Genomic DNA, 22,461 nt, shown 5'->3' with positions numbered 1-22,461 from the left:
ATGTCTTTGGACAATGAAGAGTTAAAAAGCATATTAGAACATAAAATCACTCTATTAGAAAACTCACACAAAGAAGAAAAAAATATCTCATTAGAGGCTGTAAATTCTATCATTAAAATTTTAGGTTTACCAAATGACTTTAGCCCTTTGGCGTATAGATATTTTCAACTTCACACCCCGCCCAGTCTCATATGGCTTCATTTAAGTGAATGCACAGGGTGTAGCGAGAGCTTACTTAGAACTTCATTGCCTGATTTTTTAGATTTAATTTTTGATTTTATTTCCTTAGAGTATCATGAAACCTTTATGAGCGCAAGCGGACATCAAGCAGAATCGCATTTAGAGGAAGTTTTAGAAAAAAAAGATTTTCTTTTAGCTGTTGAAGGTGGAGTTTGTGCTATAGATCCTTTTTATCTAACTATAGGAGCACATGGTGAAAATGGATATGAAATTTTACAAAAATGTGCCAAAAATGCCAAAACAATCTTTGCCATGGGAACTTGCTCAAGCTATGGAGGAATTCAAGCTGCACATCCAAATCCCACCAAAAGCATAGGAATTTCTAAAGTCTTAGAAGAAAAAGTGATCAATATACCAGGTTGTCCCCCAAGTGATGTAAATATCATCGCAGCACTTTGTTTTTACATATTATTTGAGCAGGATATGGCTTTAGATGAGCAAAATAGACCTTTAGCCTTTTATGGTAAATGCTTGCATGATTTATGCGAAAGAAAAGCTAAATTTGAAGCAGGAAATTTTGCTCAGAGTTTTGATGATGAAAATATAAAACAAGGTTATTGTCTTTTTAAAGTAGGTTGCAAAGGACCTTATGCTTACAATAATTGTCCTAAGGTTAAATTTAACTCCAAAACATCTTGGCCAGTAGCTGCAGGACATGGATGCATTGCTTGTAGTGAAGAAAATTTTTGGGATGATTTTGGTTTTTATGAAAAACCTATGAGTAATGAATTTGCTTATAATGATTTTTCTATTATATTAGATAATAAAATAATAGTACATAATAGTTCTATCAATGAGCTTAATTCAAATAATATTTTACTAGATTTAGAAAGTGATACTAGTGGGATTTTTTATCAAAATGATACAAAGATTAATTTTTTAGATTTTAGTTTTGAAGCTAATCCTAAAGTTTTCTTAAATAATTTCGCAAAAACCAAAATGGCTATGACTTTAGTGCAAAATTACCAAGAGCAATTTAAAACATATTATGATTTTATACAAGAAAATTACGATAATGAAAGCAAAACTAGCAATAATATCTTAGACTTATTTTATTTTATATATCCATTTATAAGTGGAAAAAAATTAAACCATTTAAATGAGTTTTTAGATCTTGCTCTAGCTTATAAGTTTAAACATCCTAGCAAATTTGATTTTAAAATCACAATTAATGAACAAGTAAAACTTGATGTTTCTAAATCAATGCGTATGCCTTTAATTTATATTCTAGGTGGCTTAGATAAAGAAGGTATTGCTTTTGGATTGATTTTTTCTTTGAAAGAACATTTAAAACAAGCTCTAAAAGCATGCAAAAAGATACACAACAAAGAGCAAATTTTAATATGTGCAAAAAACGAAAAATTATTAAAATTATTTTGGGATTTAACGAGTATTTAAAGACTTAATGCTAAAATATTTGTCTCCCTAAATATTTGAAATTTGCAAAGTGCGAAAACTTTGCAAATTTATTCAAGATTTGGTTATTTTGACGATATAACCTTATCTTTACTTGAAAGGAAAAGCTATGCAAATTTCTAGCTACAATTCTCAAAATTTTTCTATGGATATTAAAACAAAAAAAGGCAATCATCTTTCTTTTTCTATGTATGATAAAAAAGAAGCAAAATTAGATAAAGATGGAAATTCAGCATCTTTAAGTTTAAGAAATCAATTTGGTTTTTCATTTTCATATAGCGGAACTAAACTTTCACAAGAAGAAATTGAAGAAATAAAAGAAGCAGTAGCCAAAGTACAACCTCAAATCGATGAATTTATGAAAAACTCAAGAGTTGGAACTTTAAAACCGAAAGAGCTCATTACCACTGCGATGAAAATTGGCGACGCCTTACCTGAACCAAAAAATGAAGAACATAAAAAAGCTACTTTACATGAGTTATTTAATACCATGGATAAGAGTTTAAATAAAGAAATGAATAAAACTAATCTTGAAGATATTAAAAAGCAAATTTTCCAAGATAGCACTAAATTACTAGAAGAAATTTGGGAACAATACAACAAACAAAAAGAACAAAAAGAAGAGGACAATAAAGAATTTGGATTTTATGCTTAAAAAAGGAAAGAACATGGAAGTAAAAGATATTTTAAAAAGCATGCTAGAACTCCAGCAAAAACTAAATGATGACACTAATGGTATAGGATGGGAAAATGGCTATACGAAAGAAGGTAAATTAATTAGTTTTAGAAGATGTATTTATATGGAGTGTGCTGAGCTTATTGATTCTTTTGCTTGGAAACATTGGAAAAGCATACACACTCCTGCAAACTGGGACAATGTGCGCATTGAAATAGTAGATATATGGCATTTTATTTTAAGTTTAATTTTAGAAGAGTACAAAGAAAAACAAATAGATGATAAAAATTTCATAGCAGAAGAAGTTTCTTCTGTAACTTTTTTTGATGACTTTTGCAAAGAAACTTCCAATCCAAATGAAGCAGATATCTATGGAATTTTAAATGATATTGAGCTTATTATCCATAAATGCAGTGGTTTTGATTATGATTTAGGTGAACTCTTGAGTGCATATTTTGTTTTAGCTAGAAAATGTGGTTTAAATTTCTTTGAGCTTTATAAAACCTATATTGGAAAAAATATATTAAATCAATTCAGACAAGAAAACGGCTACAAAGAAGGCGCTTATAAAAAAACTTGGAATGGCACAGAAGATAACGAAGTTTTAAATCAAATTTTAAAAGAAACACTAGATTATAAAGAAATCTATCAAAAACTTCAAGATGCTTATAAGCAAATTAAATGAATATACTATACCTAAGCTTGCAAGATTTTCTTAGTAAGCCTTTTTTAAAATTCTCAACTTTGCCTTTTTTAATCAGCTTGGTTATTTTTGCCCTACTAGTGTATTATAGTTATGATATATTTTTTTCTTATATTGAAGATGTAGTTAGTGATTCTTTTATGGCTTGGTTTTTTAGCTTTTCTATAGTGCAATTTTCACTTGCATTTTTAAGCGCTATAGGAGGATTTTTTATAGTAGTATTTGCCTCTGTATTTTTTACTATGTTTATAATTTCCTTTTTAACTCCTTATATAGTCAAAAAAATCAACCAAAAATACTACAATCATTTCATACAAAGAGAAGTAAATTCTTTAGAAATTTTACTTAAAACATTCAAATTTTTACTCATCTCATGCGTATTATTTGTAGTAGCTACTTTCTTATTAATTATACCTTTTGTTAGTATTGTGATTTATTATGGAGTATTTTATTATTTATTTCACAAACTTTTATTGCTAGATGTATTAAGTAATGTCTTAGATAAAAATAATTTTGATGATTTTTATAAAAATTCATCACCATTATACTTTAAAATTATCACTTTAGTCTTTTTTGCTTTATCGAGCATACCTTTACTTGGTTTATTTTTACAAGTATTTTATGTAATATTCTTAACTCACTTAAGTTATCAAAAAATTTTAAAACTTAAAGCCAATAACAATGGATGAAAGAATTAAAAATTTTATACATTCACAAAAACTTTTAAATTTAAGTATGCTTGATGAGGATGGTGGAGTATATTGTGCAAGCTGTTATTATGCTTTTGATGATAAAAATTTAGCTTTAATTTTTGCTAGTGAAGAACATACCAAACATATTCAACTTGCCTATAAATCCCCTAAAGTAGCAGTTAATATAGCGCTAGATACAGACATTATTAATCTCATTAAAGGAGTACAAATCAAAGCTCTTTTTCAAAAAGCCACCAAAGAGCAAGAAAGAATATACTATAAAAAATTTCCCTTTGCAAAACTTGCACAAGCTTGTATTTTCGCTTTAAATATACAATGGACAAAATACACTGATAATAAAATTTTACTTTCCAAAAAATTAGAATTTTATATTTAAAATACTTTTAAAATATATTGTATTTTTAATAAAACCTAATATTATTTATAAATTTTTAAATATTTTTTTAATAAAATCATATAATTTACCATAAGTAGTAAAACTTTAAATTTCTAACTTTTCAAGGAGAAAAAATGTTCTCATCTACCAAAAAATATTTACTAGGTAATTTTTCCAACAAAATTGCCTTTTTGGTTTGTATTTTTGTTATAGTTTTATTATGCGTTTTAGGTGTTTTTAATTATATTAAATCAAAATCTAATAGCCATACTTTGTTAGTTCAATTTCAGCAAAAAGTTGCTTTTGATGTAAGCAAAAGATTTGATTTATATGCAAGTGATAGACGTAATATAATTAATTCTTTAACAAAATATATCAAAGAAAATAAGCATAATCTAAATTCAAAACAATACACTAGCTTGTTAAAATCTATAGGAGATTCTTTAGGCTTTGACTTAACTTATGTAGGATTTGAAGATGGTTCTATGTTTAGATCAAATGGCAACAACCAAACTCCAGAAAGCGGATATGATCCTAGAACTAGAGGATGGTATAAAGAAGCCAAAGAAAAAAAAGAGTTAATTGTCACAGAACCCTATATATCTTCTAGTATGAAAAAACCTACTATTTCTTATGCCAATCCTATTATAGAAAATGGTGAAGTTATAGGTGTAGTTGCGGCTGATTATGATTTAAAAAAATTCTCAGAAGAAGTTTTAGCTATAGGTAAAACACCTTATTCACATGCTGCTGTTTTAGCTCATGATGGAACCTATCTTTTTCACACTGATCCTTCTAAAATTTTAACCTCAACCAATACAAGTAAAGATATTGTTGCATATTATCTTAAAACACCAGAAGGTGTAAATAGAAGTCTTTCAAAAGATATTTTTAAAATTCAAACAAAAGAAAATGAAACTAGAGCTTTAATTTGCAATGGCGGAATTAATCCAAAATATGTTATCTGTTCTATAGCTGATTATGATTTTTACAATGATGCAGCTAAACAAACATTAATGGAACAAATTATTATTTCCTTGATTGCTATTTTTATCACTTTGATTTTTATTAGAATGATTATTTCTTACAATCTTAAACCAATTGCAATCATTTCATCGGGATTACATAATTTTTTTAATTATTTAAATCACAAAGATTCTCACTCTTATCCTATTAAACTTAAAACTCAAGATGAATTTGGAAAAATGGCAGAAGAAATTAACGAAAACATTGAGATCATTAAAGAAGCTCTAAACAAAGATGCAAAAGCCATTGAAGAATCTGTCAATATTGCTAAAAAAATAGAAGCAGGTGAGCTTGATTTACATATTAGTTCTCATGCTAACAATCCTCAAATTCAAGAATTAATGAAAGTACTAAATAATATGCTTTTAACTTTGCAAAGAAAAATTGGTAGTAATTTAAATGAAATTTTAGCTGTATTTGATAGTTACAAACACTTAGATTTTACAGCTACTATTAATGCGCCAAAAGGCGATATTGAAAAAGCTATAAATTCTCTTGGAGATGAAATAAAAAACATGCTTACACAATCACTTCACCAAGGAGAATTACTCAAACAAAAGGCCGAAGCACTCAAACAAAGCATGCAAGAACTTACAAATGATGCTACACATCAAACCTCATCACTGCAAGAAAGTGCAAGAGCTTTAGAACAAATGAACTCGGCTATGAGTGAAATTTCCATTAAAACACAAGATGTAGTAAAACAAAGCAATGATATCAAAAATGTAACTACAGTAATTTCAGATATAGCAGATCAAATTAATCTACTTGCATTAAATGCAGCTATTGAAGCAGCACGTGCAGGTGAACATGGACGTGGCTTTGCTGTTGTTGCTGATGAAGTTAGAAACCTAGCAGAAAGAACTCAAAAGTCTTTAGGTGAAATAGAAGCTAATACTAATATCTTAGTTCAATCTATTAATGAAATGGGTGAAGCCATAAAAGAAGAGGCGGATGATATTAGTCAAATTAATGAATCAGTAGCTACTATAGAAAAACTCACACAACAAAACTCTCAAACAGCTATGCAGACTAATGCTATTGCAAATGAAGTAGATTCTTTAGCACAAGATATGCTAAGTGAAACTAAAAAAAGAAAATTTTAAACATAAAGATGCCTAAAAGGCATCTAATTTTTAAGAAAAAGAAGGTTTGATTTGCTCTAACCAAGCATCAATTCTACTTTCTGTTAAATCCTCATGATTATCATTATCTAATGCTAGTCCTACAAACTTATCACCTTCTACGGCTTCACTTGATTCAAAAGTATAACCACCTGTAGAAACAGCACCTACCAAATTTGCACCTGCTGTTTTTAAAGCTTGAGCAAGTTTTCCCATGGCACTGCAATATGTGTCTGAATAGCTTTCACTATCTCCCATACCAAAAACCGCAACAGTTTTACCGCTAAGATTTAAAGCTGAAAAATCAAAACCATCCCAATCATCTTGAAAATCACCACTTCCCCAAGTAGAAGTTCCGCAAATTAATTTATCATAAGAATTAATTTTCTCTGCATCAATATCTGCGATATTTAATACATCTGAAATTCCTAATTTTTGAGCGATCATGTTTGCCGCACCTTCGGTATTACCCATTGAACTACCATAAATTACTGCTATTGACATTAACATCTCCTTAAAATTTGATTATTAATAGTATAGGGAACTAATTTTAGCAAAGTTTTATTATTTTCGCATAAAAAATATCTTATTTCTTCATATTGAGTGAAATTTTTATTTCTTGGATACACAATATAAAATCTTTCAAAAGAATTATCTTTTATAAATTGCAAAGCAAGCTCTATATCTTTATCACTATCTTTACAAAATAAAGGCATGACTGCCATTTTTTCATTAATGATAATGATATTTTTATAAATCTTTACTTTGGATTTGGTATTGCTTTTGCAAATTTTATCATACACAAAAGCCTCAAAAGCAACTTGCAAAGGCAAGGTAAAACTAGGTGATAAAAACACATTTTGTATTAATTTAGCTAAAGCATATTTTGGCATCTTTGCTTCAAATTGTATTTGATTTAATTTTCCTTCTTTATAAGCTTTGATGATTTTATGAGAATATGGACAAAATTGTTTTATTTTGCTAAATCTCAAAGTCTTTTCTATGCTCATATTTTGAATTTTTAACTCAAAAATATTTCTTAAACAGTCAGCTTTTTTTGCATAGATATAAGGTATTTTTAGATCATCTTCGACTAAAGAATTATATAAATTTAAAAAAATATAATTAATACTTTTTTGTTCTAAATCTCTAAATATTTTAGGTATAAAATCCTCTTTTTCATTAAATCCAAACATACACTAAGCCTTCTTTGCGCACTCATAGGTTTGATCAAGTCCAAAAACCTTACAGTATTCACAATACACGCAACTTACACTGCGTTTAGCACAAACTAAAGGTATATTGCGTTTTTTTGCCTCTGTTTTAATTTTTTTCATAGTATTATGATTTAAAAAACTAGTAAGCATAACTATACATTCGGTATTTTGTGGAATGGGTTTTCTATTTACCCTATTTTCATTTCTAGCATCCCAATGCTCTATGCTTTTTGCACCTAGGTTTGTCAAAACTGCTTTTATTGGGGTTATTTCATCTGCTCCGATAACCAAAACTGACATTGAGTTTTCCTTTTTATAAAAATGATAATTGTTATTATATTTTATAAAAGATAAATTTTTACTGATACTCAATATCAATTTTTAAATTATATATTATGAGTTTGTTCAAAGATATCTGTATGTAAAATTTCTTCTAAAATCACTGTGGCATACGAGCCTTTTTGCAAGAAAAACTCCAAAGTAAAATGAGCTTTTTCTTCATCATAATAACTTTTGCAATCTTGTAAATAAGACCACATAAAGCGTCTTGAACCTTGCATTTTATTTTTAAACTCATATGCAAAAGAAAAAATCTCATCTTCTAATTTTTTAGCTAGACCTTCATTTGATTCATAAGCTTTAGAGCCTATTAAAAGACCCATTGTGCTAATATCTTTTTGATTAAATCTTTCTACTTCACTTAGTAAATCTTCACATATAAAACATTTACCAAAAGGATAATGTCCTAAAACTTCACCCTTTAAAAGTTTAAAAAACTGCTTTTGATTTTTTAAACTTTTGATTTCTTCTTTTTCTAAATTATAAATTTGTTTTATTTCTTTTTCACTAAAGTCATTAATAAAATGTGACAATTCCACCCTTTTGCTCAAATATCTATTAAAAAGTTCGCTTTGAAAGGCAGAAATTAAAAATTCTTGCATTTTTTTATTTTTGATTTTTTTGCCTTTTAAAATTTCTAGTCCTTGTGAAAAATTGTCTTGAAATTTTCCAAAACGCTGATATCCAAAATAATTAGCAAAACCTTGTTCTTGGATGTTTTTAAAAGCTTGTTCTATTTTTAAAGCATCTACTTTTGAAACTTTTTTTAATCTTATAAAAAATGAGTTTCCTTTTAAATGCCCTATTCTAAGTTTATTATCATGATAAAAAGTTTCTAAAATTTTCATCTTATCATGTTTAAATTTTTTTAAACTCTCTTCAAATTTTTTAGGCATAGAAATATATTGAAAAGTTAAACCTTGTTTATCTTTTAAGCCACTATAGCCAAAATCTTTCATTTTGACACCGCTTTGCTCACTTAAAATTCTCAAAGCCTCACTAGTGCTAAGATCTTTTTTTTGTATATGTAAAATTAAATGTTCGCCTTTGCCGCTAAATTCATATAAAGGCTTTTCTCTTACTACAAAATCATTACTATTTTTTGAAAAATGTACATTTATTGGACTATGTTTTAAAGTATATAAGGGTTTAAAAATGATGTTCTCTTCCATAAAATTTATACCTTCCTGTTGTTGTTTTTGCAAAAATATTCAGTTTAACTCTATGTTTTTTTGCCATATTTTGTATAAATGCTTTATGTTTTTTATCAAAAGCAAACAAAATTTCATATTCTTCTGCACTATTTAAGCTAAATTTATCTAATTTTTTAAAAAATTTTGCACTAAGTTGATTTTGAAACAATATTCTTGATAAGTCTTTGTTTAAACCATCTGAAATATCCATACTCACTCTAACTTTTTTTGCTATATCATAAAAAAATTTTTGTCTCAAATTTGGTTTTATAAAACGATGTTTAGAATGCAATTTTCCACCGCGAAATAATATATTTAAACCTTTTAAACTCTCGCCTAATTTCCCACTAAAAGCAAGCAAATCTCCTTTTTTCAAATCTTTTCTAAAAATAGCCCTTTTATTTACCTTAGAAATAATAGTTATGCTAATATTGATTTTATTATCCGCTATGGTATCTCCACCTATAATTTGCACTCCAAATTCTTTTGCACTATCTAGCAATCCTTTTTGCAAAGCTTTAACTTGTTTCATTTCTAAACATTTTGGTAAAGAAAGCCCTAAAAGAGCGTATTTTGGTGTAGCATTCATAGCAATTGCATCAGAAATATTAACAAGCATAGCCTTTGCACCAACTTGCTCTAAACTCATCCAAGAACGTTTAAAATGCACGTCTTCGCAAAATAAATCTTTAGAATAACAATATCCATCGATAATTGCCCCATCATCTCCATTGATAGAATTAGCAAAGGCATTGATAATAAATTTTTCTTTATCCATGTGAATATTTTATACAAAAAGCTTTTAATTTTATATAATAATCAAATTTTTATAAGTTTAAAATGTATATAATGAAAAATAATACCAAGGATAAAATATGCAAATAACTTTAAAAATTTTTCGTTTTGATAAAGATAGTGATTATTTAGCTTATTATAAACCTTATGTTTATGATAGTAAAAATTTTAAAAGTATTTATGATGTTTTAAGTCAAATTAAAAAAGATGACATATATTTTGATTTTGAAGAAAACCCGGAAAGTTGTATTAAAGTCAATCAAGTTACAATCAGACAAAGAAGAGATTTAAATAATATCATAGAAAGATTTGGTAAAGAACTTACCATAGAACCACTTGATACTAAAAGAGCGACCAAAGATTTAATCATGGATAAAAGTGATTTTTTGGAAAAACTCGAACTTTTTAAAGGACTTATTGATATACACGATATAGAGCTTTATAAACAATATGATTTTTTATATTATACAAGCGAAGTTAGGGAATTTTTACCTGAATATCTTGGCGATAGCTTTTTTATATTTGCTTATAAAATGCTACTTAAATATCCAGAAAAAGCACCTCAATTTTTAAAATTAGTCGCAGATGAAGAAAAAGGAATTTATTATCACACAAAATTTAAAAATTTTATTTCTTCAAATGAGCTTGATTATGAATCTTATATTAAAGAATTAAAAGTTATGCTTGTAAAATCAGGCCTTGCAAGAAGTATTTTTTAAGGAATGAATAATGTATAAAATCTACACTAATAGCAATAATGATTTATTTTGTTATTTTGATATTATCAAAGATGCTTTAGATAAAGTTGGAGTTCAAGGCACATTATGCGAAAAGCCTTTAGGTAAAAATTATTTTATTATTGATTATGATCCAAAAGATATCTTAGATGAATATTCTAGAATGATGGATGAAGATAATATTTTAGCTTGCGAATACAGCTCTTATGAAATTATGAGTAAAATTGAAAAAATCCAATATGCTCCAAAGATTTTTTTAGATCATCTTAAACAAGAATACATTAAACATTTTTTTGAGCAATTTAATATAGGTGTATATCAGGGATTTTCAGATGCAAGATGCTCTTTAGAGCTTGCCAAAATGCTTAAAGCAAATGTGATAGATTTTGAAAGAAAATACAAAAGTTGTGGCTATAGTTTTTTAAGTTTAAACACCCAATTAGCATACAAATGCGCAGCTTCTGTTGTATTAGATGCTTATGATAATGGTTGTGATTTTTTAGTAGTTGAAAATTTTTATTCTTTTTATATGTTTGATAAATGCTATAAAGAATTACAAGCTATTTCAAATAGAAATTTTGAAGATTTTTATATTTTAAGCTTTGCAGAGCTTGCAAATTTAGCTCTAGGTATAGTACCATACACTTTAAAAAAACACAAATTAAAAGTGAGTTTAGTCAATGAAAATCGCTCTTGAATGCAAGGATTTAATTTTAGAAAAAACTTTAGAAATCACTTTGAAGGATTTTTTAGTTTTAAAAAAAGATTGTGATTTTTTAGTCTGTGATGAAAAAATCAACACGCAAAAACCACAATTTATCATTAATAAAAAATCAAATTTTTTATCTCATCCTTTTAATATAGAGGAACTGCTTAACGCTCTAAACGATTTCAATGCAAGTTTGCAAAGTATTGCTTATAAAATAGCCATGCGTGAGAAAAAACTTATGAATCAAAAATGTGAAGCTATTTTAGAGCAACTACGTCAAGAAAGTCATGAAAAAATCGATGCGATATTTGATCTTTACAAAACAGAGTTGAAAAATCTTATCAAAGAAGAAAATAATAATGCATAAAACACAAGAATATCAAAGCGTAAAAGATTTTTTAAAAAATTACAAAGAAGATAAAAAAACAAGCTCAAAAAAACAAGCTCAAAAAATTTACACCACCATAGAAAGTGGAATCTATAAAGGTAAAAAAATTTTACTTCCTAATCTAGATACCACAAGAAGCACCAAAAGTATAGTAAAATCTTGTGTTTTTAATGTTTTGCGTTTTTCTTTACAAGATAAGGTTTTCATAGAAGCCTTTGGAGGAAGTGCTTTAATGGCATTAGAAGCAAGAAGTAATGGTTGTTTAAAAAGTTATGCGATAGAAAAAGATAAAAAAGCTTATGAAATCGCTTTAAAAAACACTTCCAATATTGATCAAAACACCATTTGCTTTAATGATGATACTTTTAAAAAAACCCCTCAAATTATTCAAAATTCCAAAGAAGATATTATTTTATATCTTGATCCGCCCTTTGATATTAGAGAAGGTTTTTTTGATATTTATGAAAAAACTTTAAAATTGATAGAAAATATAAAAAATTCAAATGTTAAAATCATCATCATAGAACATCACAGCACTTTTAAAACTCCAGCTAAAATACAAAATTACAAAAAAACAAAAGAAAAAAAATTCGGTTCAACTACTCTAAGTTTTTACTCCTTTATATAAATTTGGAACCTTTTTTGCTTTAATTTATGAAAATAGCATAGATTAAAGGAAGAATCGATGAGAATATTATTTTTGAACTTAGTGCTAAGCCTAAGCGTTTTTGCAGCTACTATTAAAGAACTTACCAATGTAGTAGGTGTTAGAGATAACCAACTTATAGGATATGGTTTGGTTGTTGGCTTAAATGGAAGCGGAGATGGTACAAGTAGCGAATTTACTCTACAATCTATTTCAAATATGCTTCAAGGTATGAATGTAAAAATTAGCCCAGGCGATATAAAATCAAAAAATACAGCGGCGGTAATGGTTACAGCAAAACTTCCTGCTTTTGCAAGAAGTGGCGATAAACTTGATGTAAGTGTAGCTTCTTTAGGTGATGCTAAATCTTTACAAGGTGGAACCTTGCTTATGACAGCTTTAAAAGGAGTTGATGGAGAAATTTATGCAGTAGCTCAAGGCTCTTTAGCTATAGGTGGACTTAGTCCAAGACCGGGTGCAGCAGGAACACACTCAACCTCAGCAAATGTTATTAATGGTGCAGTAGTAGAAAGAGAAATTCCTCAAAATTTTAGTCAAAGCGAAGATTTAATTTTAAGCCTAAAAGAAGCAGATTTTAAAACAGCTAATAATATAGAAAGAGTTTTAAATGCTATTTTTGATACAGATATAGCAAAAGCTTTGGATTCTAGAACTATAAAATTAACAAAACCTGAAGAATTTTCTCATGTTGAGTTTATGGCAAGAGTATTAGAACAAGATATAGCTTATACTCCAGAAAGCAAAGTGATCATTGATGAAAGAACTGGAACTATAGTAGCAGGAGTAAATATAGAAGTTGAACCTATATTAATTACTCATAAAGATATCACTATAAAAATCGATCCAAATAATACCGTAGCTTTAGGACAAAATGAAATCGATATGAAAGATGGTGGTATTTTAGATCCAGTATCTAATACTTTAAAAATCACGAACAATAAAACAACAGTAGCAAACATAGCTAGAATGCTAAATAAACTTGGAGCAGCACCAAATGATATCATAGCTATTATGCAAAATCTAAAAAGAGCTGGTGCTATCAGCGCTGAATTAGAGGTAATATAATGAGAATTGATAATTATTTAGCGAACAAAAACTATAGTAGCGAACTTTATGAAAGTATTACTAAACACAACAATAGCTACAAGGCTGCTAAAAATTATGCAGATAGTGCTTTTAAAAATGATTTAACTCATATACAGGCATTAAACGACGAAGATAAAGCTTTAAAAGAACAAACTGATGCTTTTGAAGCTTTTTTAGTTAAAAGTGTTTTGGATATTTCTTTAAAACAAGAAAATTCTTTATTTGGAAAAGATGCAAGTGATGAAATTTATTCATCTATGTATAATGATACCATGAGTAAAGCATTAAGCGGGGGGTTAGGTTTTTCAAAATTATTATTTGATTATTTAAAAGAAAGGGGTTAAGTTATTTTTTTAAGTGTCGATATAGTTCTTAGAGTTTTTCAATAGAACTGGAGGCTTAAAATGATAAACCCTATACATCAAAGTTATGTAGCTCAAGTTGCTACTAATGATATAAATAAAACAGAAAATAAAGAAAACAACAAGGCAAAAGAAACTCAAAAGACAGAAGAAAGTAAAGCATCTTTAATTGCTTCTCAAATTAAAAATGGTGAGTATAAAATCAACCTACAAGCCACTTCTAAAGCAATAGCAGATTCTTTATTATAATTTTTATCCTTTTTTGGGTTTGCAGCCTAAGAAAGGATAAAAAATGGTTAAACAATATTTAGATGAAACAAATTCTATTTTAGAAAAACTCATCAATCTTACTTTAGAAGATATAGCACAAATTCAAGCTGCTAATCATAAACATGTAAGTAAAAGTGTTGAGGAAAAAACTAAACTTATAAGTGATTTTCAAATTGCTAAAAAAAATCTTGACAAGGCTTTAGTAGAACTTAGCAACCAAGGAAACAATAAAGGCTTAGATGAGCTTTTAGATGATGAAGATAAAGAAAAACTTGCTCTTTTAAAGCAAAATTTAAACACCTTACACCAAAAAAATAAAGAATACGCCAAACTAGCTCTTATTATTAAAAATTTTTACGACAATCTTTTAAATGTAATGTTTGAACAAAATGGAACAAATAATGCTTATGGAGACAATAAAACTATTCCAGATTCATTGTTTAAGATTAATGTTTAAAGGCTAAGTCATGGGAATTTTTGATAGCTTATATACTGGAGTTAGTGGCATAAGAGCCGCTGAGCTTCAAATTAACACAACAGGTAATAATATTGCTAATGCAGATGCTGTATTTTACACTAGACAAAGAGCTGTACAAAGCTCAAGCATGTCTCTTGATAGAGGTGGTTTGCATCTAGGAACAGGTACACAAATTGACACCATAAAAAGATTACACGATGAACATTCTTACTATGAATTAAAAAATGCCACCACTCAGCAAAACTACACAAATTATTTGGGGCAAATTTTACAAGAAGCAAGTCAAAGATTTCCTGATATGCAAGGAACTGGTATTTTACAAGATTATAAAAATTATTATGATGCATGGAACAACTTTGCTTCTAATCCAAGTGATGGAGCAAGTAAAATAGATCTTGTTAATAGTGCAAATGTATTAACTCAAAATATACAAAAAACTTTGCAAGATCTTAATAAAATGCAACAAACCGTCAATGAACAAATCAGACAAACTGTAGATGAGATCAATAATATTGGTCAAGAAATTGCAAATATCAATAAACAACTTGAAAACGAAGAAGTTTTACCAACTGATAATGCCAATCAACTAAGAGATAGAAGAGATGAACTTGAACTTAGGCTTTCAAAGTTAGTTGACGCAGTAGCTTGGAAAGGCAAAAGCTCTCAAGATAGTACGTTAGAATCCACTATGACTGATTCTGGAAGATATTATGATTTAAGTATTCAAGGTTTTAGTATAGTAAACGGCTCTAGCTTCCACCCCTTAAAACTAGATGATAATAATCCTAATGGATTTTATCAAATTTATTATGAAGTTAATGATGAAAATCGCTATGACCTAACTAGTAAAATTTCAGGCGGACAACTTGGAGCCCAACTTGACCTTAGAGGTAGAAATTACGATGGTAATCATGATACTTATAGCGATGGAATATTACAAGAGTATAAAGACATGCTCAATACTTTTACAAAAACACTTATAACTCAAACTAATAATGTCTATGCTCAAGCAGCAACTGATAAAGTAAATTCAGATGATTTAAAAAGCCTAAAACCCGATACTTCTTTGATGAATTATGATAAAAATATTCAAGCAGGAAGTTTTAACATCACAGTTTATAATGAAAAAGGCGATCCTGTCGCTACTAGAACCATAAAAATAGATATTAACACCACCATAGAAGATGTTGTAAAACAAATCAATGCGGATATAGATGATAACCATGACGGAAAACCTGATAATGATTTAAATGATTATTTTCAAGCCTTTTATCACTATGATGGAAAAAGCGATAGTGGAAATTTTCAAATTAATAGCCTAAAAAAAGGTTATAAAATAGCTTTTAAAGATAATGGCACAAATTTTCCTGGTGCTTTAAATGTATCTTCATTTTTCAATGGCCAAGATGCAAACAATATCAATGTAAATTCAAGTATTAGAAATGATCCTAATAGCTTAAAAGCAAGTTCAAATGGGGTTGATGGAAATAACGATATAGCTAACGCTATGTTACAACTTCAAAATCAAAAAGTAAATTTTTATAATAAAGATGGCACAGTTGATACTATGACTTTAGATGGATATTATAGAAAATTTACAGGTCAAATCGCATCAAATGCTGAAAGTAATGGTTTTGCACATGCAACTAATATGACAGTATTTAACACAGCCTATGCAGAATACCAATCAAAAAGTGGCGTAAATACTAACGAAGAATTAGCAGCGCTTATACAATATCAAGCAAGTTATGGTGCTGCAGCTAAAATCGTAACTACTGTTGATCAAATGCTTGAAACCTTACTTGGTTTAAAATCTTAATGCAAATTAAAGCTCTTTTAGATGAGGCTATTTTAAGTAAAAATACTCAAAAAGAGCTTTTCTTTCATCCTGATCCTTTACAAATTGCAAGTGTTTATAAAGATGAAACCATAGCTTTACTTTGCGCTTTATTTGCCTATGGAAATGCTAAAAATATTGTAAATTTTTTAAAAAAACTTGATTTTTCCTTGCTTGAAAGAAACGATGAAATTATTAAAAAAGAATGTAAATATCTAAAATACCGCTTTCAAAACTCTCAAGATATAGCTCAAATTTTTATCACACTCAAACGCTTAAAAAATGAAGATAGTATAGAAAATATTTTCACCAAAACTTATCAAAAAGAGCAAAACATCACACATGCAATAAAAGATTTTATAGAAACAATTTATAAGCTTAATCCTTATAAAAGCTATGGTTATGAATTTTTCTTTTCAAAAGAATTTAAAACTCCAAAAGGTCCTTTAAAAAGGTACAATATGTATCTTAGGTGGATGGTAAGAAAAGATGAGCTTGATTTGGGCTTGTTTAAAAATATCGATAAAAAAGATTTACTCATACCATTAGATACTCATACTCATAAAGTTTCATTAAAACTTAAGCTTTTAAAGCGTAAGATTTATGATTTTAAAAGTGTTTTAGAGCTTACTCAAAGTCTTAAAAAATTTGATCCACAAGATCCTATAAAATATGATTTTGCTCTATATAGAATCGGACAAAACAAGGAAAGCTTATGGAGCTTGAATTAACTTATTATGTGATTTTATTTTTTGTTGCTGCTTTTGCAGGCTGTGTTGATGCGATTGTAGGTGGCGGTGGACTTATTACTATACCTGCTTTATTTGCTTGTGGGATCCCTCCTCATTTAGCCTTAGCTACCAATAAACTTCAAAGCACTTTTGGCTCACTTACTGCAGTTTTATCTTATAGAAAACATATGAATATAGAAAAAATTGCTTTAGGTATTTTATTTACCGCAATTGGAGCTGTTATTGGTACTTATGCAGTTTTACTAATAAATCAAAACGCTGTTAAAATCATTGTGCTAATATGCCTAGCTTTAGTTTTTCTTTATACTATTTTTAAGCCTAATTTAGGAAATGTTCATAATGAAGCGAAAATGAGTACTACAAGCTTTCAAATCACTTTTGGTTTATTGCTTGGCTTTTATGATGGCTTTTTAGGGCCTGGAACTGGATCTTTTTGGATTTTTGCTTGTGTAATATTTCTTGGTTTTAGTATGAAAAATGCAAGCATTAATACTAAAATCTTAAATTTCACTAGCAATGTAGTAGCTTTAGGGGTGTTTTTATACTCTTATGAAGTACTTTGGAAAGTTGGTATTTTAATGGGTATAGGCCAAGTTTTAGGAGCCTTTGCAGGCTCAAAACTAGTCTTAAAAACACAAGGAACTTTTATCAAAAAACTTTTTTTAACCATGGTTGCTTTAACTATAGCTAAGGTTGCTTATGATTATCTTGCTTAAATTCCTTGACTAATTTGCCACATAGGTAAAAATACACCCAAGGCTAAAACTAAAATCAAACTCGCCACAAAAATTGTCATCAAAGGCTCTAAAACACTTAAAAGTCTTTGAGTGTAATTTTCTTTTTTATGTTCATAAAATAAAGCAAGTTCATAAGTACTTTCATCTAATTTAGAACTTTTTAAAGCTAAATTTAACATTCTTATCGCAAAAGATTCAAAAAGCTTTATTTTGAAAAAAGCTTGATCTAAATCAAGTCCTGATTCAAATGAGGTCTTTATAATAAACATTTTGTTTTTAAAAAATTGATTTTCTATACCTTCACAAGCAAGCTCAAAAGCTCTTTTTATATCCACCCCTGCTTTCAATAAATATGAAAAAATTAAGAAAAAACAAAATTTATCTTGATAAAATATTATCTTTCCAAAAATAGGAGAATAAAAAAGAATTTTATGAAAAAACAAAGACTTTCTAAAAGAGTAAGCAAGCATTATAAAAATTCCCATACCTAATAAAATAAATACATAAAAATGTTTAAAAAAATCTCCTAAAACAAAAAGAATTTGAGTGATTTTTGGTAAATCTAATTCAAGTTGCAAAAATAAAGTTTTAAACTCAGGCAAAACCAAAATCATTAGTATAAAAAAAGCTAAAATAATACATGTAAAAACAAAAAGTGGATAAGTTATAGATTTTTTAAACTGCTTAAAATTATGAAGGTTTTTCTCTTTTAGATTAATGATAATCTCGAAAGCCTTATATAAATCCTCCTTACCGTCACAAATTTTTAAAACAGCACATTCTCTAGAATTTAAAACACCTCTAAAAGCTTCATTATAAGAGCTTCCATTTTTGAGTTTATTATAAATCACACTAAATATTTTAGCTACGTACGCATCATGATTTGATCTTGCAAATTCTAAAATAGCCTCTTGTAAACTTAATCCTGCTTTTAAAACCATACTTAAATCTTTAAGGATAAAAATAAGCTCTTCTTCTTTAATTTTATGTTTTGTTGCTCCAAAGTATTCTTCAACGCCAATTATATTTTCAAATGATTTTTGTGCAAAATTTCTGGCTTCATATAGATTTTTGGCTTTAATTATGCATTGCTTTTGCCCTTTGTTTAAAGTATAAAAAATAATAAATTTTTTCAAAAACCAATCTTTCTTAGCTCATCTACACTTGTTAAACCAAGCTTAACTTTTTCCAAAGCATCCACACCTAAAGTCAAAAAGCCTTTTTTTAAAGCATATGTTAAAATATTTTCATAATTTGCATTATTTTCTATCATACTTTTTAAATTACGATCCAAAAATAAAAACTCAGCCACCATTAAACGCCCTTTATATCCACTATACATACACTTAGCACAACCCTTTGCTTTATAAAATTTTCCTTCAAAAACTTGATTTTGAAAATGAAATTTTTCATCACTAGCTTCTTTACATTCACATAATTTTCTCACCAAACGTTGGGCTATGATCAAATTAAGCGCATAAGCTATTAAATATTCTTTTGCACCCATATGTTTCATTCTAAAAATAGCTTCTATAGCACCATTAGTATGCAGGGTACTTAAAACTAAATGTCCACTTAAAGAAGCTTTTAAAACTATATCCAAACTCTCCTCATCTCTGATTTCACCCACCATAATCACATCAGGATCTTGCCTCAAAACTGCTCTTAAAGCTTTATGAAAATCAAAACCGGTTTTAGAATTTAACAAAATTTGCTGAGCATGTTTAAGTTTATATTCTATAGGATCTTCTAGAGTAATGATTTTTTTATTTTGATCAAACTCGTTTAAAATGGCATGCATAAAAGTGCTTTTACCACTCCCTGTTGGCCCACAAAATAAAATCAAACCATAAGGTGCGTTCATGTATTTTTTTAAACAGATTAAATTTTCTTCTTTAATAAAAAGTCTATCAAGTTTTAAAACATGCTCATCTTGTTTTAAAATCCTAAGCACCACACTTTGCCCAAATAACAAAGGCATAATTGAAATTCTAAAGTCATACTTTTGCTCTAAGATTATTTTAGAAAAACTCCCATCTTGAGCTTGTCTTTGTTCGGCCACATTAAGCAAGGCAATGATTTTTATATGTATTAATAAAGCCTGATAAGAATCCATATCAAGACTATGGATATATTTTAATTCTCCATCTATTCTAAATCTTATCAAAACTTCATTTTCCAAAGGCTCCAAGTGAATATCACTTGCTCTTAAAAAACAAGCATAAGTTAAAATTAAATTCAAAAACTGCTCTAATAAAAACTCATCTTTATTTTCATCACTTTTTAAATTAAGCTCTAATTTATCAAGATAGTTTTGAAAACAAATTAAAAATTTAATCTTTTCTAGTAAGAATTTAAATTGTGTAACATCGCAAAGAAAAATTTTAATAACCTTTAAGCGGTATAAATTTTGTATTTTTTCTAAAATACTCTCATCTAAAGGTTTTAAAGAAGCTATATGAATATTTTCATCATCTTCATAAAAACAAAAAATATTATATTGTTCTATTAAAGAAAAAGGTAAAACATGGAGATATTTTTCTATTTTAAGAGTTTGATTTAAGTCTAAAATTTCTAATTTGTACTCCAAAGCTAATTCTTGCAAAGAAAGTTCTTTTATTACTTTTGCATCATTCAAAATAATTTCCTAAAAGTTTCTCATACTCTTCTTTAGCCCTTAAAGCATCTTCATACTTTCCAAGTTTTAATTTAGCATTGATAAAAACTAGCCATGCCTCTTTTTCCAACAACTCAAATTCATTTGCCTCAATAGCCCAAAAAACAGCCTTTTGATAATCTTTTATTTGATAAAAAAATTTAGCCAAATTTAAAGCATTTTCATAACTTGGATAATTAATAAATTTTTCATAGAATACATTTTGCTCAAAACTTTCATTTTGAATGTTCATTGCATTTAAAAAAGACAAACAAATTAAAAAATTAAAACATATCATCTTCATGTTCAAAACCTAATTCTTTCAAACTTAATACTTTTTTATCAGCTCTTATTAAACTTGGCTTGATGATAAAAACTATTTCACTAATATCTTCCAAATTTTGCTTTCCTTGAAACAAAGCGCCAAAAAGTGGTATTTTAGATAAAGCACTTACTTCATTATGGTTACTAATCGTATTTTTACTAATCAATCCACCCAAAATTAAAGTTTGTCCATCATCAACTTCAACTACAGTAGAAAGCTTTTTTTGTATAGTATCTGGTGCTATATTTCTTGGTTTATTTTGTCTATGATTATCAACACTATATTTAAAATCACTCAAACTAGGATTAATCCTAAGCATGATTTTATGATCATCTGAAATTTCTGGCAAAATATTTAGTAAAATTCCTACAAAAATAGAATAATTATTATAAGTTTCACTAATAGTTGTACCATTTTCAGTACCTTTAGAGCTTTCTTTTACTTGATAATTAATCGTATCGCCTATGGAAATAATAGCTTGCTGATTATTAAGTGCCATAAGTTTTGGGTTAGAAAGTACAGTAGTTTTGCCATTTTCTTGTAATAAATTTAAAATAGCCTTAGTTTCAACATTAGCTTTAAGATTAATATTTTTAATACCGCCTTTATTGATTATAAAATCATTATCATCTCCATTAAGTTTAAAAGCAAGCTCTTGCCAGTTAATCCCACTTGAATGACTTTTATTTAAATGTACTGCAACTATACTTACATCAATTAAAACTTGTTTTTTAAGTCTTTTATTTAGATCTTTTAAATATTTTTCAACTCTTGCAAGCTCATACAAAGTAGCATTTAAAGTGATAATTCCTGCATTAGTATTAATAATAGGTTTAGTTGTATTTTCATCTAATAAAGCTTGTATTTCTTCTGAAATTTTTTCCCAAAAATCAAATTTATCTGTACTAATGACTAAATTATCTGCTTCTTTAGCACTATCATAATCACCCTGTTTAGGTCTTGAATCCACTGAAGCTTTAGTAATACTTTGCCCTTCTCTAATAGAACTTATATAATGAACTTTAAAAGTTTTAACTTGTCTTCCATAAATTTTTAAAATATTTTTTTCATACTCATAAGCAAGATTATTTTCCATCAATAAAAGTTTAAAAATTTCTCTTAAAGACATTTTTCTTATGTGCAGATAGTTTTGAGTATGATTTAACTTTTCTCTAGCTAATGAATCTTTTATTATAATGCTAAAACCACATTCTCTACCAAGTTCATTTAAAATTTCAATCAAAGAAGTTTTATTTTCTACACTTATATCAAAAAAGCGTTGATGACACTGTAATGCAAAAACATTTGTAAAAGTTAAAATACTAATAAATAAAAATATTATTTTTTTCATACAATTTTAAAACCATGACTTTTTCTTCCTTTATTAACACAACTTGAGAATTTTTAATCTCAACAATCTTAAAATCTTCAATATCATCATTTAAAGCATACCATTTATCATTAATTTTAACTTTATTAGAAATGATAGCTTGCAAAGAAAAATCAGATTTTATATTTGTAGTCTTTTGAAAAAAAGGATCTTGAATCAAAGAAAAATCAATATTACTGCAGTCTTGATTCAAAAATGGATACTTAGTGCCAAAAGCGCTAAGTATCCATAAACTCACAAGTAAAAATC

The 22,461-nt window shown here is 27.9% G+C and carries 27 protein-coding genes and 1 pseudogene; 18 read left to right on the top strand and 10 right to left on the bottom strand.

The genetic code is table 11. From position 1 onward, the window contains the following. The 7 genes and pseudogenes from CLCT_RS02070 (at position 1) to CLCT_RS07820 (ending at position 6,256) form a co-directional block, all read left to right on the top strand. Entirely contained in the window at positions 1 to 1,638 is a 1,638-nt protein-coding gene (locus CLCT_RS02070; RefSeq protein ID WP_149062110.1) for a hydrogenase small subunit, read from the top strand. A gap of 127 nt (positions 1,639 to 1,765) precedes the next feature. Beyond that, on the top strand, positions 1,766 to 2,311 hold the full coding sequence (locus CLCT_RS02065; protein WP_149062109.1) for an ATP-binding protein: 546 nt from the start codon (positions 1,766 to 1,768) through the stop codon (positions 2,309 to 2,311). A 13-nt stretch (positions 2,312 to 2,324) separates the two neighbouring features. Beyond that, positions 2,325 to 3,017 (top strand): dUTPase, encoded by a 693-nt coding sequence (gene dut, locus CLCT_RS02060; protein WP_039668100.1) that lies wholly within the window; start codon positions 2,325 to 2,327, stop codon positions 3,015 to 3,017. Then, positions 3,014 to 3,724 carry an EI24 domain-containing protein gene (locus CLCT_RS02055; protein ID WP_149062108.1) on the top strand — a complete coding sequence of 237 codons (711 nt, stop codon included), beginning with the start codon at positions 3,014 to 3,016 and terminating at the stop codon, positions 3,722 to 3,724. Before dut ends, CLCT_RS02055 begins: the two co-directional genes overlap by 4 nt. After that, positions 3,717 to 4,124: a pyridoxine 5'-phosphate oxidase family protein gene (locus tag CLCT_RS02050; RefSeq protein ID WP_039668098.1), complete on the top strand. Its 408-nt coding sequence runs from the start codon at positions 3,717 to 3,719 to the stop codon at positions 4,122 to 4,124. Before CLCT_RS02055 ends, CLCT_RS02050 begins: the two co-directional genes overlap by 8 nt. Positions 4,125 to 4,258: 134 nt before the next feature. Beyond that, positions 4,259 to 4,969: pseudogene (locus tag CLCT_RS07825) on the top strand (cache domain-containing protein); the annotation flags it as partial. 171 nt (positions 4,970 to 5,140) lie between these two features. Further along, positions 5,141 to 6,256, top strand: coding sequence for a methyl-accepting chemotaxis protein (locus CLCT_RS07820; RefSeq protein ID WP_394349070.1), 1,116 nt, complete (start codon positions 5,141 to 5,143; stop codon positions 6,254 to 6,256). A gap of 30 nt (positions 6,257 to 6,286) precedes the next feature. Here CLCT_RS07820 and fldA read toward each other — a convergent pair whose 3' ends face one another. The 5 genes from fldA to CLCT_RS02020 all read right to left on the bottom strand — a co-directional run bounded on the left by fldA (position 6,287) and on the right by CLCT_RS02020 (position 9,801). Beyond that, the gene (gene fldA / locus CLCT_RS02040) at positions 6,287 to 6,778 is read right to left on the bottom strand and encodes a flavodoxin FldA (RefSeq protein WP_039668096.1); all 492 of its coding nucleotides are present in this window, start codon (positions 6,776 to 6,778) and stop codon (positions 6,287 to 6,289) included. Beyond that, a complete protein-coding gene (locus CLCT_RS02035) occupies positions 6,778 to 7,470 on the bottom strand; it encodes a hypothetical protein (protein WP_149062106.1) in 693 nt (230 codons plus the stop codon). Before CLCT_RS02035 ends, fldA begins: the two co-directional genes overlap by 1 nt. Positions 7,471 to 7,473: 3 nt before the next feature. Beyond that, on the bottom strand, positions 7,474 to 7,791 hold the full coding sequence (locus tag CLCT_RS02030; protein ID WP_012661148.1) for a DUF2325 domain-containing protein: 318 nt from the start codon (positions 7,789 to 7,791) through the stop codon (positions 7,474 to 7,476). An 86-nt stretch (positions 7,792 to 7,877) separates the two neighbouring features. Next, the gene (truD, locus tag CLCT_RS02025) at positions 7,878 to 9,011 is read right to left on the bottom strand and encodes a tRNA pseudouridine(13) synthase TruD (protein ID WP_149062771.1); all 1,134 of its coding nucleotides are present in this window, start codon (positions 9,009 to 9,011) and stop codon (positions 7,878 to 7,880) included. After that, positions 8,980 to 9,801, bottom strand: coding sequence for a thiamine-phosphate kinase (locus CLCT_RS02020; protein ID WP_149062105.1), 822 nt, complete (start codon positions 9,799 to 9,801; stop codon positions 8,980 to 8,982). The genes truD and CLCT_RS02020 overlap by 32 nt, the downstream gene beginning before the upstream one ends. A 97-nt stretch (positions 9,802 to 9,898) precedes the next feature. Here CLCT_RS02020 and CLCT_RS02015 point away from each other — a divergent pair, with 97 nt between their 5' ends. The 11 genes from CLCT_RS02015 to CLCT_RS01965 are packed head-to-tail and all read left to right on the top strand — an operon-like array spanning position 9,899 to position 17,820. Then, a complete protein-coding gene (locus CLCT_RS02015) occupies positions 9,899 to 10,537 on the top strand; it encodes a DUF5644 domain-containing protein (RefSeq protein ID WP_149062104.1) in 639 nt (212 codons plus the stop codon). A 10-nt stretch (positions 10,538 to 10,547) separates the two neighbouring features. Continuing rightward, positions 10,548 to 11,252 (top strand): HdrB C-terminal domain-containing protein, encoded by a 705-nt coding sequence (locus CLCT_RS02010; RefSeq protein ID WP_052239432.1) that lies wholly within the window; start codon positions 10,548 to 10,550, stop codon positions 11,250 to 11,252. Then, positions 11,236 to 11,631: a hypothetical protein gene (locus tag CLCT_RS02005; RefSeq protein ID WP_039668093.1), complete on the top strand. Its 396-nt coding sequence runs from the start codon at positions 11,236 to 11,238 to the stop codon at positions 11,629 to 11,631. The genes CLCT_RS02010 and CLCT_RS02005 overlap by 17 nt, the downstream gene beginning before the upstream one ends. Then, positions 11,624 to 12,280 carry an RsmD family RNA methyltransferase gene (locus tag CLCT_RS02000; protein WP_039668092.1) on the top strand — a complete coding sequence of 219 codons (657 nt, stop codon included), beginning with the start codon at positions 11,624 to 11,626 and terminating at the stop codon, positions 12,278 to 12,280. Before CLCT_RS02005 ends, CLCT_RS02000 begins: the two co-directional genes overlap by 8 nt. 57 nt (positions 12,281 to 12,337) lie before the next feature. Then, entirely contained in the window at positions 12,338 to 13,384 is a 1,047-nt protein-coding gene (locus tag CLCT_RS01995) for a flagellar basal body P-ring protein FlgI (protein ID WP_039668091.1), read from the top strand. Continuing rightward, entirely contained in the window at positions 13,384 to 13,749 is a 366-nt protein-coding gene (locus tag CLCT_RS01990; protein WP_039668090.1) for a rod-binding protein, read from the top strand. Before CLCT_RS01995 ends, CLCT_RS01990 begins: the two co-directional genes overlap by 1 nt. 60 nt (positions 13,750 to 13,809) lie before the next feature. After that, entirely contained in the window at positions 13,810 to 14,016 is a 207-nt protein-coding gene (locus CLCT_RS01985; RefSeq protein ID WP_039668089.1) for a hypothetical protein, read from the top strand. Between the two features lie 43 nt (positions 14,017 to 14,059). Further along, positions 14,060 to 14,494, top strand: a complete 435-nt coding sequence (locus CLCT_RS01980) for a flagellar protein FlgN (protein ID WP_039668088.1) — start codon at positions 14,060 to 14,062, stop codon at positions 14,492 to 14,494. A 10-nt stretch (positions 14,495 to 14,504) separates the two neighbouring features. Further along, positions 14,505 to 16,334 carry a flagellar hook-associated protein FlgK gene (flgK, locus tag CLCT_RS01975; RefSeq protein ID WP_149062103.1) on the top strand — a complete coding sequence of 610 codons (1,830 nt, stop codon included), beginning with the start codon at positions 14,505 to 14,507 and terminating at the stop codon, positions 16,332 to 16,334. Continuing rightward, positions 16,334 to 17,083, top strand: a complete 750-nt coding sequence (locus tag CLCT_RS01970) for a TIGR02757 family protein (RefSeq protein ID WP_149062102.1) — start codon at positions 16,334 to 16,336, stop codon at positions 17,081 to 17,083. The genes flgK and CLCT_RS01970 overlap by 1 nt, the downstream gene beginning before the upstream one ends. Further along, the gene (locus CLCT_RS01965) at positions 17,068 to 17,820 is read left to right on the top strand and encodes a TSUP family transporter (RefSeq protein ID WP_149062101.1); all 753 of its coding nucleotides are present in this window, start codon (positions 17,068 to 17,070) and stop codon (positions 17,818 to 17,820) included. The genes CLCT_RS01970 and CLCT_RS01965 overlap by 16 nt, the downstream gene beginning before the upstream one ends. On the opposite strand, the gene CLCT_RS01960 is transcribed toward CLCT_RS01965, so the two are convergent. Genes CLCT_RS01960 through CLCT_RS01940 form a run of 5 tightly spaced genes read right to left on the bottom strand, consistent with a single transcriptional unit; the run spans position 17,817 to position 22,405 of the window. Continuing rightward, a complete protein-coding gene (locus CLCT_RS01960; protein ID WP_149062100.1) occupies positions 17,817 to 18,977 on the bottom strand; it encodes a type II secretion system F family protein in 1,161 nt (386 codons plus the stop codon). The genes CLCT_RS01965 and CLCT_RS01960 overlap by 4 nt on opposite strands. Then, complete coding sequence (locus tag CLCT_RS01955; protein ID WP_149062099.1) at positions 18,974 to 20,479, bottom strand: GspE/PulE family protein; 1,506 nt, start codon at positions 20,477 to 20,479, stop codon at positions 18,974 to 18,976. Before CLCT_RS01955 ends, CLCT_RS01960 begins: the two co-directional genes overlap by 4 nt. Beyond that, positions 20,472 to 20,801, bottom strand: coding sequence for a transformation system, membrane protein CtsX (locus CLCT_RS01950; protein WP_052239429.1), 330 nt, complete (start codon positions 20,799 to 20,801; stop codon positions 20,472 to 20,474). The genes CLCT_RS01955 and CLCT_RS01950 overlap by 8 nt, the downstream gene beginning before the upstream one ends. Continuing rightward, positions 20,782 to 22,173, bottom strand: a complete 1,392-nt coding sequence (gene mshL, locus CLCT_RS01945) for a pilus (MSHA type) biogenesis protein MshL (protein ID WP_149062098.1) — start codon at positions 22,171 to 22,173, stop codon at positions 20,782 to 20,784. Before mshL ends, CLCT_RS01950 begins: the two co-directional genes overlap by 20 nt. Further along, positions 22,145 to 22,405 (bottom strand): hypothetical protein, encoded by a 261-nt coding sequence (locus tag CLCT_RS01940; protein ID WP_148308367.1) that lies wholly within the window; start codon positions 22,403 to 22,405, stop codon positions 22,145 to 22,147. The genes mshL and CLCT_RS01940 overlap by 29 nt, the downstream gene beginning before the upstream one ends. Between the last annotated feature and the right edge of the window lie 56 nt (positions 22,406 to 22,461).

The organism is Campylobacter lari subsp. concheus, assembly GCF_008245025.1.
GTDB classification, from domain to species: domain Bacteria; phylum Campylobacterota; class Campylobacteria; order Campylobacterales; family Campylobacteraceae; genus Campylobacter_D; species Campylobacter_D concheus.
The sequence above is the reverse complement of the archived record's forward strand: the minus strand, read 5'-3'. Positions and strand labels throughout refer to the sequence as shown.